The sequence below is a fragment of the Vibrio sp. 1180_3 genome, from assembly GCF_029478545.1.
GTDB lineage: Bacteria > Pseudomonadota > Gammaproteobacteria > Enterobacterales > Vibrionaceae > Vibrio > Vibrio aestuarianus.
Window position 1 is genome coordinate 128,544 of record NZ_SJFM01000007.1, and the last position, 13,351, is coordinate 141,894.

A 13,351-nucleotide genomic window follows, 5' to 3' on the forward strand; every position below is an offset into this window, starting at 1 on the left:
AAACTAAACTGCGAGGATCAATAATGATCCTATTAATTGATTTATCGATAATAACAAATTAATTGACCACGTCACTGCTTTAACGCATTGAATGTTTAGTAATTACCCATCTTTTAAGAGTTTTTTGATGCTCTCCTCATTCTTATAGGAAGAATGCACCTTAATTAACCCTTGGTTGATCGCATGTTTACAAGATTTTCGAATATTGCTGGAAGCAAAGCTTGCTGCCGGAGCGTTATCAATGGCTTTTAGGTAGACCCACTGACTAACACCTTCTTTCATACTCAATTCTCGAGCAACACTGGTTGCCATTAACAGGATATCCAGTAATTCTTTATCATTAATAGCCGTATAAGCTCTAGGTAAGAATGGGTAATCTGCGATCCCCATTCGAATAATACGATTCAATCGACGTTCTGGTTGAAATTCATTAATCCAGCCTTGGAGCAGTTTAAACGCGTTTTCTGGTGGTGTGTTGCGATCAATATTGGGTTCAATATACAAAAGATTAGCATCACAAAAGTGATAGATACGAGCAGGGTCGGCTACTTTTGATTTTAAAAACTCACCAAATTGATGTTCCAGCTCTAACCCAACTGAGTAACCATGTTGCAAATACATATTACGTAGGAAGGGCACATCAACCATCACAAAGCGCAGACGATCATTGAGAGGTTCGTGGATCAACTCTCCGATATGCCACTGTTCGAAATTGCGGCTGCTTTTTTGCAGTGAAGAAGGCAGTTTGGCATTAAGCATTCGTAGGTTACGCAGTCGTGAACGTGAATGGGTAAATAAATTGCTATTTAATTCATCGATCTCTTCATCTTGACGTTGAATTATGTAGCCTCGGCGCAGTAAAAATAGAAATAGCACCACTGAGAGCATGAAGAGTACAAAGGCAATTTTTTGGAATTTTCTGTATTCTTCTTGAGTTTGTAGCAGTGCTTTTTCTTGACCGACCAAATGCAAAGTTTGTTCGATGAACTCTTTTTGTTGGCGAAAAGCTTCTTCACTGATTTGATTGAGCTTTTCTTGGCGGATTTTCGATAAGGTGTTACCGCGTTTGATATTTTCTAGTGCTTTCGTGTACTGACCATTTTTCTCATAACCGAGAGACAGTAGTTGATATGCTTTTTCTTGAATATCAGCATCTTTAATTTTATTGCCGATCTCTAATGCTTGTTGCGCATTAGAGAGCACCAACGATGCTTGATTTTGATGAAAAGCTAAGCCGGCATGCAGTAGTAAGGTGTGAGCTTTTAGTCGTGGTACATCAGAAATCGTCAGTAACTGCTCAGCGCGCGATAGGTATTGTTCGGTCAACGTAAAGTTGTACAAATTCAAGTAAGTGGCAGCCAGACTTATACGGACTTCGATAATTTTTTCCATATCATTGCGGCTATTTTCATGATCGATAACGTTAAAATAGTGAACCAGCGCTAAATTATATTTACCTTGTTGGTAGTAGATATCTCCCATGCGCTGTAAAACATCAGCCAGAACCGGTGAGTCTTTATAGTTATCATAAAAATCAGCAGCTTGAGATAAGTATGTAATCGCTTTATCAAGCACTTTTCGCTCAAAAAATAGTTGGGCGAGTCGGGTATTGGTTTTGGCAAGTAATGCGCTGGAGTTGCTTTCAATTGCGCTCCAGTAAGAGATCAACAGCTCTGACAGCGCAAGATTATAAAAACCATGATCAAGGTAGTGCCCGCCGACCACTAGGTGATACTCGATAATTGGTTTTGGAGACTGCAAAGTATCTACATAAGGTTTTAAGTCAGCGAACAGTTTATTGGCAAGTTCAATATCATAGGCTTTGGAGGCGATTTCAGCTCTGAGTAGGGTGATTTTATAGTCAATGCCTTTAGCCAGCTGGTCTGCGTTTTTTATTGAATCATACTTTGCTGTAATGCTTCTAAGTGCTTCACGTGCAGCGCTAGCATCACCACTGTTTTGCCAAATAAGGCGGGTCTTTAATATTTCCACGTCCAATTCAAGATAAGACAATTGATATTGTCGAGTCAGCAACTCGGCTTGATTGAGTGTTTGTATTGCAGCATTGAAGTTGCGCAGGTTAAATTCTGCCTGAGCCAAAATTTGTAAAGCATCTACCGTGCTGCCAGGTGTTCTTATTCTACTGTCGGTTTCGTCTCTGGAAATCGTTGACGGATTTTTTTCTGTTTTATCGGCCAATTTGCGCTGGTTTAGATACTGAGTAGTAAGGCTTTTGGCTTGATTGGGTGAAATGTCAACCAATCCATTGGCTTCATTAAGTGTCGGCGATGTGTAAATCGTCGCCTGAGTAGCCAATGGGAACAGAGCTACAAGCAAACTGAGTAAAAACTTCCAGCGCACGTTGTTCATCCTAGTGTTAATCCTTTTATTGGCGAGCCATGCGTTGGTTGTGTGCTGGCTTATCGTGTTGTGTTGAGCGATATGGGTTGATATCCAAACCGCCACGACGAGTATACCTGGCATATACGGTTAAACGGCTTGGCTTGCAGTAGTGCATGATATCGCTAAAAATCCGTTCAACACACTGTTCGTGGAACTCATTATGTTCACGAAATGAGACGATATAGCGTAGCAGAGCTTCACGATTGATTTGTTGACCCTGATACTGGATCTCCACGCTACCCCAGTCTGGTTGGTTGGTAATCAAGCAATTAGATTTTAATAAATGACTATGCAGTGACTCTTCAACGATGTCACCTTGAGCTGAATCTTCAAGCAAGCTCGCATCAAAATCATAACTGCTGATTTCAATATCTTGGTCATCAATGCAGTCACCTAGCATACTGACAATCGCTTGTTCAGTATAGTGTTGTACTGGGTGCAGTGTGACGCTTACCGGTTCACCTGCGCAGTTGGATAAATCGTCAATCAAACGCTGTTGCACTTCTTCCCAAGTGCCAATTTTGGTTTGATTATAGCTGTTGAGATATAGCTTGAATGACTTTGATTCAATCAAATTGGCGCTCGTTGCTGGTATAGCCACATCACCAATCGCTACTTGAGGTAGCCCTTTATCATTGAGCCAAGAGAGCTCATACAAGGTCCAGATATCACAACCTTTGAAAGGTAGCGTATCTCCTAAAGCGAGATCGTTTCGGTTTAGGCTACGTGGTACTGGTTGCAATAGGCTTGGATCATATTGGTTGGCGTATTCGGTTTTTTTTCCGAGAGTTAACCCTGCTAACTCTTTCGCGTCTGAATATTTACTCATACTTTTAAAGTCAATTCGATTAGAATAAGCGGAATTTTACGCAATCCTATGGTTTCTGTCATTAAACAAGACTGTAGAGCTCTAATAATGGAGAATTTCATGGCTCAAACTGCCGATCAAGCCTTACTCTCGTTTACTCAGCGCTATCTTGAAACCTACCAAAGCAAACATGGTGAGTTACCTCGTAGTGAGGAGTTGGTTGATTTTGATTCCCCTTGTGTTGCGGTTAAGCATGCCGATAGTGTGGCGTGGAAAGCGATTGTACGTGAACATCAAGCTGATTTTAGTAATGTTGAAGCTGCGATAGAACTGGCATTGCACGATGATATTAAAGCATTTTATGGTGTGCAGTTTTGTGCTGATATGCAGGCGGCATGGCAAGGCAATGAGCTTGCGTTACTGCAAGTGTGGAGTGAGGATGACTTTGTACGCTTACAGGAAAATATTCTCGGGCATTTAGTGACTCAGCGCCGTTTAAAGCTAAAACCAACGATATTTATTGCAGCGACAGATGCCGAATTGGATGTAATCTCGATCTGCAACTTATCGGGTAATGTAATTCTAGAGCGGTTAGGAACAGACAAGCGCGATGTGCTTGCTGAAAATGTTGCTGAGTTTTTAGCCAACCTTGAGCCAGTGGTGTAACCATGTACGTTGTCGAATTACAGTTTGAATGTTTTGATAACACCACGGTCTCTGCCGTGGATAAAGCCATTAATGGATTGATGGATGCGCTTCGCTATAATGGACAAGTGCTTGGCCGTGAGTTTCCTATCGTAATGGGAGATGGCGAGTTTTTTGTACGAGTTGTCTGCCCAGAGGAAGACAGTCTGCACCCTAAGTATCATTCTGATTTTGTTAAGGTGTGCTTGAATCGTTTAGCTGATGCCAGTTTACTTTCCCCCAAGGCTCGCTTGTTAGGGCGAGACTTAAATTCTGAGCAGGCGGCAGAAGATGAGTCGCCTAGCTGGCAAATTCTTTATACCACTTATGTACATACCTGCTCGCCATTACGCAGTGGTGAAACACTGTTGCCTATTCCGTTGTACCGTAACCCTCCAACCTTAAATGGTGATCACAAAGCGGTGATCAAGTGGCAAACCGAGTGGCAAGCGTGTGATGAAATTCAAATGGCTGGTGGATGTAGAGCCGAGCACGCTGCTCTGCATGAGATATGCGATACCGACAGTGTGTTGTTTCTACGCGGTTGGGATCTTCGCGGTCGTATTGAATATTTAACGCAAATTCCTACTTATTATTATCAATATCGTGTTGGTGGTAAAAGCTTGGCTGATGAACAAGCTCGTAAGTGTCCAAAGTGTGGAGGTGAATGGTTATTAGATGAACCTGAGCACGATATCTTCCATTTCAAATGCGATGATTGCCGCATTGTGTCTAATATGTCTTGGGATCATATTAAGTAGTCTAAGTGATTTTATTCGTCTATTAACAACCGCCAGATATGAAAAAGCCGATACATTGTGTATCGGCTTTGGTTTTTTTGCGCTTAGAGCTTTCGCTCATACTGCGATTACCAACCTTTAACGGCACCGCCAGCAAAGATTTGAGATGCAGCTTGGTATACTTCATCCGTCTGGTACGCTTTGACGAAATTAGTGACATTTTCTGCCTGCGCGTTATCTTCACGAGCCACAATTAAGTTCACATACGGTGACTCTTTATCTTCAACAAATACACCATCTTTTTCTGGTGTTAAGTTGATTGAGCTGGCGTAAGTTGTGTTGATGATTGATAGCGCTACATCATCCAGTGAACGGGGAAGTTGAGCTGCATCAAGTTCAATAATCGTGATGTTTTTTGGGTTGGCAACGATGTCACGCACTGTTGCTAGAAGACCAGCACCCTCACGCAAGGTGATCAGACCTTGTTGTTGTAGTAACAGTAAAGAGCGGCCAAGGTTTGTTGGGTCGTTCGGTACAGCAATGCGTGAGCCATCTTGAATTTCATCGACGGATTTAACTTGCTTTGAGTAACCAGCAATTGGGTAAACAAAAGTATTGCCTGCAATCGCCAATTTATAACCACGGTCAGTAATTTGTTGATCTAGATATGGTTTGTGCTGGAATGCGTTGATGTCGATAGAGCCATCATCTAAAGCAGCATTGGGTGTTACATAATCAGTAAATGTTACTAGCTCAACATCTAGGTTGTATTTTTCTTTGGCGACTTTAGCTGCAACTTCAGCAACTTGAGCTTCAGCACCAGCAATAACACCCACTTTGATTTTGCTGTTATCTACCGCTTTTTCACCACAGCCAGCCAGCACAAGTGCCGAAGCCGAGATGGCGATGGTAAGTAAACCCTTAAGGCTAAATTTCATAATTAACTCCTTGTTATAAAATGAATCTGTGTTTGTTTTTAGTATGATTTATCTGTGATCGACGCGGCGAACGAAAGTGTCACCGATCGACTGAATAATTTGCACGAGCACAATCAACATCACTACGGTGACTGCCATGATGCCAATATCGTAACGGTGGAAACCATAGCGAATAGCAACATCACCTAAGCCACCGCCGCCGACAGTACCGGCCATCGCTGAGTAGCTAACCAAAGTCACCAGTGTAATAGTGATAGAATTAACAATGGTTGGTAGCGCTTCAGGAAGCAATACTTTCCGAATGATCTGCATTGGTGTAGCGCCCATCGATTGCGCTGCCTCAACAAGGCCTGTAGGGACTTCCAGTAACGCACTTTCAATCAAGCGAGCGACAAATGGAATGGCGCCAATGGTGAGAGGAACAATTGCTGCGGTAGTACCAATAAAGGTGCCAACCAGTAATTTAGTAACAGGGATAATGGCAACCATCAACACCAAGAAAGGCACAGAGCGTCCGACATTCACAACCGCGCCGAGAATGCTATTAAGTTTGGTGTTCTCTAACAGTCCGCCTTTTTTACTGGTGTGTAAAATTACCCCTAGCGGAATACCGACAGCAAAACCAACAATCCCTGCAACAGCTACCATGTAAAGTGTTTGCCATGTCGCCATCAGTAGGAGATCGCCATTTAAGCTTAACCAATCTGTCACTGTATTAAAGGACATAACCAAGTACCTCTACTTTTACATTGTTTTCACGAAGAAACTCTAACGCAGCATTATCGTCTGCTTCATTGCCAAATAACTCAGCGACCATCATGCCGAATTTTACGCCGCCTGCGTAATCTAAGTCTGAACTCAAAATGCTGACATCAATATTAAATTTGCGAGCAATTTGTGTCATCAATGGCGCATCAACGGTAGCTCCGGTGAACTCTAAACGCACTAAAGGATAACTGTTTGCGACACGAGTTGATTGCAAGCGTACTTGATAATCTTCAGGAATAGAAAGATCCAATGTTGAGCGAATAAATTGGTGCGCTAAGGTTGTTTTAGGGTGTGCGAAAATTTCACCCACAGTGCCTTTTTCTACCAATTCGCCATCACCGATGATCGCCACTTCATGACAAATGCTTTTAACCACATCCATTTCATGGGTGATCAGCAATATAGTGATGTTTAGCGAACGGTTGATCTCTTTTAACAACTCTAAAATTGATTGGGTAGTCGCAGGGTCTAGAGCACTGGTCGCTTCATCGCACAATAGAACCTTAGGGTCTGAAGCCAGAGCGCGAGCAATAGCAACACGCTGTTTTTGACCACCACTAAGATTCGCTGGATAAGTATCCCGTTTATCAGCCAAACCTACTAATTGCAGTAACTCAGTCACTTTATTATCGATTGCTGATTTGTCTATTCCTGCAAGCTCTAGTGGTAGAGCGACATTGGCAAATACCGTTCGAGATGAAAGTAGATTGAAATGCTGGAAAATCATCCCGATGTTTCGACGAGCTTTACTCAATTCAGACTTACTTAATTTAGTCAGATCAACACCGTCAACAATCACAGAGCCAGTTGTTGGTGCTTCTAACATGTTAACGCAACGGATCAGTGTACTTTTCCCCGCACCCGAAGAACCGATAACACCAAAAATAGTGCCTTGCTTAATGTGAAGATTGATATCTTTCAACGCATTAATTTGTTTAGTGCCTTGATAGAACACCTTATTGACTTGATTAATTTGAATCATGGGAAAACCTGTGCAGGGATAACAGAATAAAATCTTGAACTCTATCTCACTTTGTAGACGATGCTATGGCTTAATTTGATTTAAGTCAATAGATATTTTTACGTCTAGACGTCTAAATGGTTGTGGCGGTTAAACCATAAAGTAATTAGGTAGTGATGAAAGAAATAAAGCGTGCAATAATTGTTGCAGATTCCCGAAATGAGAGAGTAATTTTGGCTAAACCAGCAGTGTTTTTAGATCGCGATGGCGTGATCAACGTGGACCATGGTTATGTGCATGATGAACATGACTTCGAGTTTATTGATGGTGTGTTTGAAGCAACGAAGAAGTTACAAGACATGGGCTATATGTTGGTCTTAGTTACAAACCAATCAGGCATTGCGCGTGGTAAATTCAGCGAAGATCGTTTCTTGTCGTTGACGCAATGGATGGATTGGAACTTTGTTGATCACGGGGTTGAATTTGACGGCTTTTATTACTGTCCTCACCATGCAGAACATGGTCAAGGTAAGTACAAAGAAGATTGCGACTGCCGTAAGCCAAAACCCGGTATGTTTATCTCTGCGCGAGATTTTCTCAAGATTGATATGGAGAAGTCGGTGATGGTGGGCGATAAAGCGGAAGATATGATGGCTGCAGAAGCCGCAGGTGTTGGTACCAAGATTTTAGTACGAACCGGAAAACCGGTAACTGAACAAGGCGAAGCATTAGCCTCGGTTGTACTTGATAGTATCCGAGAGGTTCCAGCTTTTTTGGCTAAGTAGCTAATTAAGGTCACTGTGTGGCCTTTTTTATTGGAGTTGATATGAAGAATGGCTTATTTGTATTTTTATCGGCAACATTATTATTAGCGGGGTGTTCACAAACGTTGACAGGTAGTGATGCTCCTTTGTTGCAGCATTATCAATGTGCTGCTGGTGGCTCGTTTGATGTTTCTTACCCGGATCAACAATCAGCGCTTTTACGGGTCGGTGGCAAACAATACACTCTGCTTCAAGTTCCTGCTGCATCGGGTGTTAAATATGTACTTGATGATAAAAGCAATCCTCAATCGGTAATGCTGCATACCAAAGGTGATGAAGCGACCCTCGAATTGAGTTCTACGTTTTATAAAGCGTGTAAAATTCAATAATTTTCTCTAATACGGTTGTGCTAACGCCGTTTTATCTTCTTCATTTAATAGGTCAGCATGAGCAGAAAACTCACTATTTTGGATATCGCAAAGCTTTCTGGTGTTGGTAAGTCAACGGTGTCTCGGGTTCTTACCAACGATCCTAAAGTGAAACCGGAAACCAGAGCTAAAGTAGAACGTGTGATTCAAGATTCTGGTTATGTCCCATCAAAGTCTGCTCAATTGATGCGCGGTGGCAGTCAGAAAGTTATCGGGGTCATTATTTCTCGTCTTGATTCTCCATCAGAGAACCGAGTTGTCGGCAACATTTTGCAATCACTTTATCAACATGGCTATGATGTAGTGATCATGGAAAGCCAATTCGATCGTTATAAAACCAATGAGCATCTTGAAGTACTGCGAAAACGCAATGTCGATGGGGTGATTGTTTTTGGGTTTACCGATCTCGATGTTGATCAATTAAGTCTATGGACCTCACGGGCAGTGGTTATCTCTATGGATACGGAATGTGTATCATCAATAAACTATGATAACGATGCAATCATTCAAGGTGCGTTGAGACATTTAAGCGAGCAGGGTATTGAGAATATTGCCTACATTGGGGTGGATCCTAGTGATAAAACCACGGGCAGTTTACGACTAGAATCTTATCTGAAATGGTGTCAACTCAACGGCCATTCTCCACATTATCGTACTGGTCGTTTACATCATGAAAGTGCCTACCAACTTGTTGATGAGGTGCTTTGTGCTGAAACTCAAGCCATTGTTTGTGCGAGTGATACTTTAGCTCTTGGGGTTATCAAGCGTCTTCAAGAGTTGGGACGCGATGACATCACAGTGACGGGAGTTGGCGGTAATGAACTGTTGTCATTCCTATTTCCTAATGTTTACAGTATCGATCCAGGTTACAGCCAAGCTGGTAAAAAAGCGGCTAATCTTCTGGTTTCTCAATTAAACGGTGAAACCAATTGTGTGCGTATCACACAATTACCTTTGATCAAGTAACTTATTCTTTAATCATGTGAATTAAAATTACTCTGTGATCACATTCAATTTATGGGACTGTTCCCATTTTAGTCTTTTATTATTTATGTCAATATTTCCGTGTTGATGGGAATGTTCCCACTAAAGAGAACAATAAACAAAATTCCAATATAGGGTGGACAAGGGTATGGCCAAAATAGCGAAGCAAGATGTTGCTCGTATTATCGAGCTGGTGGGTGGAAAAGAGAATATTGCGAGTGTGAGTCACTGTTTGACTCGTTTGCGCTTTGTATTGAATGATACGGATAAAGCAGACCCAAAAGGGCTTGAGGCAATGAGCCTCGTCAAGGGCTGCTTCACTAATGCCGGTCAGTTTCAAGTGGTTATTGGGACTGAAGTAGATGATGTGTATGCGGTTTTAATCGAGTTAGCCGGTAAAGATGCATCATCCAAAGATGAAGCGAAGCAAGCTGCTCGTCAGAATATGAACTTTTTAGAGCGTGGGATCTCACACCTTGCTGAAATTTTTGTTCCCCTGCTTCCTGCAATTATCACCGGTGGTTTGATCCTCGGCTTTCGTAATGTCATTGGTGACATTCGAATGTTCGATGGTAAAACTCTAGTCGAGATCAGCCAGTTTTGGGCCACGGTCCACTCTTTCTTATGGCTGATTGGCGAGGCTATTTTCTTCTTCCTACCTGTCGGTGTGTGTTGGTCGACGGTCAAGAAACTGGGGGGGACGCCAATTTTAGGTATTACGCTTGGTGTGACGCTGGTCTCTCCTCAATTGATGAATGCCTATTTAATCGGTAAGCAAGTACCAGAGGCATGGGACTTCGGGTTATTTGTTATTGAAAAAGTAGGTTATCAGGCACAAGTTATTCCTGCGATGTTGGCTGGTGTGGCATTAGCCTTTATTGAAACCAATTTGAAACGAATTGTTCCTGCTTATTTATATTTGGTGGTGGTGCCATTTGTATCGATCATTCTATCGGTGATTTTAGCGCACGCATTGATCGGGCCATTTGGTCGTGTATTGGGTAATGGCGTAGCCTTTGCGGCTAAAGCGGCAATGACCGGTGATTTTGCTGTAATCGGTTCAATGGTTTTTGGCTTCTTATACGCACCATTGGTGATTACCGGTATTCACCATACAACCAACGCCGTTGACCTACAGTTAATGCAAGAATTAGGTGGAACACCGATTTGGCCATTGATTGCACTGTCAAATATTGCACAAGCTTCTGCTGTAGTGGGCATCATTATCATCAGTAAAAAGCACGGCGAGCGTGATATTTCCGTTCCTGCCGCTATTTCTGCTTATCTTGGTGTCACTGAGCCTGCGATGTACGGGATCAACTTGAAGTATAAATTTCCGATGTTGAGCGCAATGATTGGTAGCGCTGTCGCGGCGGCTATTTGTGGTAGCGCAGGTGTGATGGCAAATGGTATCGGTGTTGGTGGATTGCCAGGCATTCTCTCTATTCAGCCACAATATTGGGGTATCTATGCAGTCGCTATGCTAGTGGCGATGATCATCCCTGCATTTTTGACGCTTTTCCTTTATAAACGCGCGCAAATGAAAGGCGAATTGGAACCTGTAGCAGCATAATTTTTTATGAGCAACGGCATTTGTTGTTGCTCATTGTCATTTTTGTAAGTGAGTTTGTTTGATGACAATCATTAATTCTTCAATGAATATCGATGCTAATTGGTGGAAAACGGCCACCATTTATCAAATTTATCCTAAAAGCTTTTGTGATAGTGGAAGTAAAGGTACGGGAGATATCCGAGGAATTATCTCTAAGCTCGATTATCTGCAAACCTTGGGCATTGATGCGATTTGGTTAACCCCAATCTACTCATCACCAATGGTAGATAACGGCTATGATATTTCTGACTACTATGATGTGAATCCAGAGTTTGGCTGCATGCAAGACTTTGATGATCTGCTCGCGCAAGCCCATCAAAAAGGTATCCGTATTATTATGGATATTGTGGTTAACCATACCTCTACTGCACATGCGTGGTTTCAGTCGGCTTTGGGGGATAAATCGAGCCCTTATCGAGATTACTATATTTGGAAAGATCCAATCGATGGTGATGTACCCAATAATTGGCAATCGAAATTCGGTGGCAGTGCTTGGGCATTAGATGACGTGACCGGTCAATACTACCTGCATTTATTTGCCAAAGAGCAAGCTGATCTCAATTGGGAAAACCCAAAAGTGCGCGACGAAGTTAAACAGGTCATTGATTTTTGGGCGAAGAAGGGCGTTGATGGTTTTCGCCTCGATGTGATTAACCTCATCTCTAAACAGCAAGATTTCCCAAGTGATGACCGCGGTGATGGTCGTCGTTTTTATACTGATGGGCCGCGAGTTCACGAATATCTACAAGAGATAAGCCAAGCCGTGTTCCAGCAATACGGTAGCGTTACGGTTGGCGAAATGTCGTCGACGACCTTAGATCATTGCCAGCAATATTCACGTTTAGACGGCAAAGAGTTATCGATGGTCTTTAACTTTCATCATTTGAAAGTGGATTATTCAAATGGTGATAAATGGACCAATGCTCCTTTTGATTTTTTACAGCTTAAGCGGATCTTTTACCATTGGCAGGTAGGGTTAAATGGCAAAGGGTGGGGCGCGTTATTTTGGTGTAACCATGACCAACCACGCATTGTTAGCCGCTTGGGAGATAACAAACATTACCGAGTTGAATCAGCAAAAATGCTCGCGGCTTCAGTGCACATGATGCAAGGAACACCTTATGTTTATCAAGGTGAAGAAATTGGCATGACGAACCCTGGCTACACTTCCATTTCCCAGTACCAAGATGTTGAGAGTACCAACATGTATGACATTATGGTGCATCAACAAGGTGTTAGTCATGACGATATGATCGCTATTCTGGCGCAGAAATCGCGTGATAACTCGCGAACGCCGATGCAGTGGAATGGCAAAGCGTTTGCTGGCTTTAGCTCCGTAAAACCGTGGCTAGAAGTGGCTGGGAACTACCGACAAGTTAATGCAGAGCGTGCATTAGAAGACAAACATTCGGTGTTTTATTTCTACCAACGTTTAATTGCTCTGCGAAAAGAGATTCCGGTGATCACCAGCGGTGATTACGTCGATTTACTCCCAGAACACCCCGCGATTTTTGCGTATAAGCGCCAGGACAAGAAACAAGCACTTATCTGCATTAACAATTATTACGACCGAGAAGAAGAGTGTGTACTGCCAGTAGAATTACCACTCGAAAAAGCGAAATATTTGCTTGGTAATTACAGCAGATTCAATTCATCGAAAGTGCTTGCACATCAAATATTGCGACCTTATGAAACTCGAATCATCTTGGTTGATTTTTAATCCTGATTGAGTCTTTTCCCTCTAGGACCAATCTTTCAGGCTTCAAGTTTAATGACTTGAAGCCTTTTTTGTCGCCTATATTCTATGAAATACAGCAATAAAAAAAGCCTGCTCAATGAGCAGGCTTTGATAGATGGTGGAGGGGGACGGATTCGAACCATCGAAGGCGGAGCCGGCAGATTTACAGTCTGCTCCCTTTGGCCACTCGGGAACCCCTCCAGGGTGTTTTCCTATTCTTAAAATAGGCTTAATTGAAGTTTTCCCAACGATTCAATCAAGGTTTCTCTTACGAGAGAATATGGTGGAGGGGGACGGATTCGAACCATCGAAGGCGGAGCCGGCAGATTTACAGTCTGCTCCCTTTGGCCACTCGGGAACCCCTCCAGGGTGTTTTCCTATTCTAAAAATAGGCTCAATTGAAGTTTTCCCAACGATTCAATTAAGGTTTCTCTTACGAGAGAATATGGTGGAGGGGGACGGATTCGAACCATCGAAGGCGGAGCCGGCAGATTTACAGTCTGCTCCCTTTGGCCACTCGGGA

At 42.7% G+C, this 13,351-nt stretch carries 12 protein-coding genes and 2 tRNA genes; 7 read left to right on the plus strand and 7 right to left on the minus strand.

The annotated features are described in order from the left end of the window. Positions 1-102: 102 nt before the first annotated feature. Together EYW48_RS06575 and queF are read right to left on the minus strand one after the other, a co-directional pair. Complete coding sequence (locus EYW48_RS06575; protein WP_172532300.1) at positions 103-2,370, minus strand: tetratricopeptide repeat protein; 2,268 nt, start codon at positions 2,368-2,370, stop codon at positions 103-105. Between the two features lie 16 nt (positions 2,371-2,386). Continuing rightward, positions 2,387-3,232, minus strand: coding sequence for an NADPH-dependent 7-cyano-7-deazaguanine reductase QueF (gene queF / locus EYW48_RS06580; protein ID WP_274672000.1), 846 nt, complete (start codon positions 3,230-3,232; stop codon positions 2,387-2,389). A gap of 99 nt (positions 3,233-3,331) precedes the next feature. Here queF and syd point away from each other — a divergent pair, with 99 nt between their 5' ends. Together syd and EYW48_RS06590 are read left to right on the plus strand one after the other, a co-directional pair. Next, positions 3,332-3,877: a SecY-interacting protein gene (gene syd / locus EYW48_RS06585; RefSeq protein WP_261926545.1), complete on the plus strand. Its 546-nt coding sequence runs from the start codon at positions 3,332-3,334 to the stop codon at positions 3,875-3,877. 2 nt (positions 3,878-3,879) lie between these two features. After that, positions 3,880-4,656: a Zn-ribbon-containing protein gene (locus EYW48_RS06590; protein ID WP_274682791.1), complete on the plus strand. Its 777-nt coding sequence runs from the start codon at positions 3,880-3,882 to the stop codon at positions 4,654-4,656. Positions 4,657-4,763: 107 nt separating this feature from the next. Here EYW48_RS06590 and EYW48_RS06595 read toward each other — a convergent pair whose 3' ends face one another. The 3 genes from EYW48_RS06595 to metN are packed head-to-tail and all read right to left on the minus strand — an operon-like array spanning position 4,764 to position 7,323. Next, complete coding sequence (locus EYW48_RS06595) at positions 4,764-5,573, minus strand: MetQ/NlpA family lipoprotein (protein ID WP_171981584.1); 810 nt, start codon at positions 5,571-5,573, stop codon at positions 4,764-4,766. 48 nt (positions 5,574-5,621) lie between these two features. Continuing rightward, the gene (locus EYW48_RS06600) at positions 5,622-6,299 is read right to left on the minus strand and encodes a methionine ABC transporter permease (RefSeq protein ID WP_053310313.1); all 678 of its coding nucleotides are present in this window, start codon (positions 6,297-6,299) and stop codon (positions 5,622-5,624) included. After that, on the minus strand, positions 6,289-7,323 hold the full coding sequence (metN, locus tag EYW48_RS06605) for a methionine ABC transporter ATP-binding protein MetN (RefSeq protein ID WP_053310312.1): 1,035 nt from the start codon (positions 7,321-7,323) through the stop codon (positions 6,289-6,291). The genes EYW48_RS06600 and metN overlap by 11 nt, the downstream gene beginning before the upstream one ends. Positions 7,324-7,535: 212 nt before the next feature. On the opposite strand from metN, the gene gmhB reads away from it, so the two are divergent. The 5 genes from gmhB to treC all read left to right on the plus strand — a co-directional run bounded on the left by gmhB (position 7,536) and on the right by treC (position 12,810). After that, entirely contained in the window at positions 7,536-8,087 is a 552-nt protein-coding gene (gene gmhB / locus EYW48_RS06610; RefSeq protein WP_053310459.1) for a D-glycero-beta-D-manno-heptose 1,7-bisphosphate 7-phosphatase, read from the plus strand. A 41-nt stretch (positions 8,088-8,128) separates the two neighbouring features. After that, on the plus strand, positions 8,129-8,455 hold the full coding sequence (locus EYW48_RS06615; RefSeq protein ID WP_053310311.1) for an MliC family protein: 327 nt from the start codon (positions 8,129-8,131) through the stop codon (positions 8,453-8,455). Positions 8,456-8,512: 57 nt separating this feature from the next. Next, entirely contained in the window at positions 8,513-9,460 is a 948-nt protein-coding gene (gene treR / locus EYW48_RS06620; RefSeq protein WP_274678448.1) for a trehalose operon repressor TreR, read from the plus strand. Between the two features lie 166 nt (positions 9,461-9,626). Beyond that, positions 9,627-11,051, plus strand: a complete 1,425-nt coding sequence (gene treB / locus EYW48_RS06625; protein WP_168522968.1) for a PTS trehalose transporter subunit IIBC — start codon at positions 9,627-9,629, stop codon at positions 11,049-11,051. Between the two features lie 61 nt (positions 11,052-11,112). Further along, entirely contained in the window at positions 11,113-12,810 is a 1,698-nt protein-coding gene (gene treC / locus EYW48_RS06630; protein ID WP_176245690.1) for an alpha,alpha-phosphotrehalase, read from the plus strand. A 134-nt stretch (positions 12,811-12,944) separates the two neighbouring features. Here treC and EYW48_RS06635 read toward each other — a convergent pair. After that, a tRNA-Tyr gene (locus tag EYW48_RS06635) sits at positions 12,945-13,029 on the minus strand. An 80-nt stretch (positions 13,030-13,109) separates the two neighbouring features. Next, positions 13,110-13,194, minus strand: a tRNA-Tyr gene (locus tag EYW48_RS06640). Positions 13,195-13,351 lie beyond the last annotated feature (157 nt).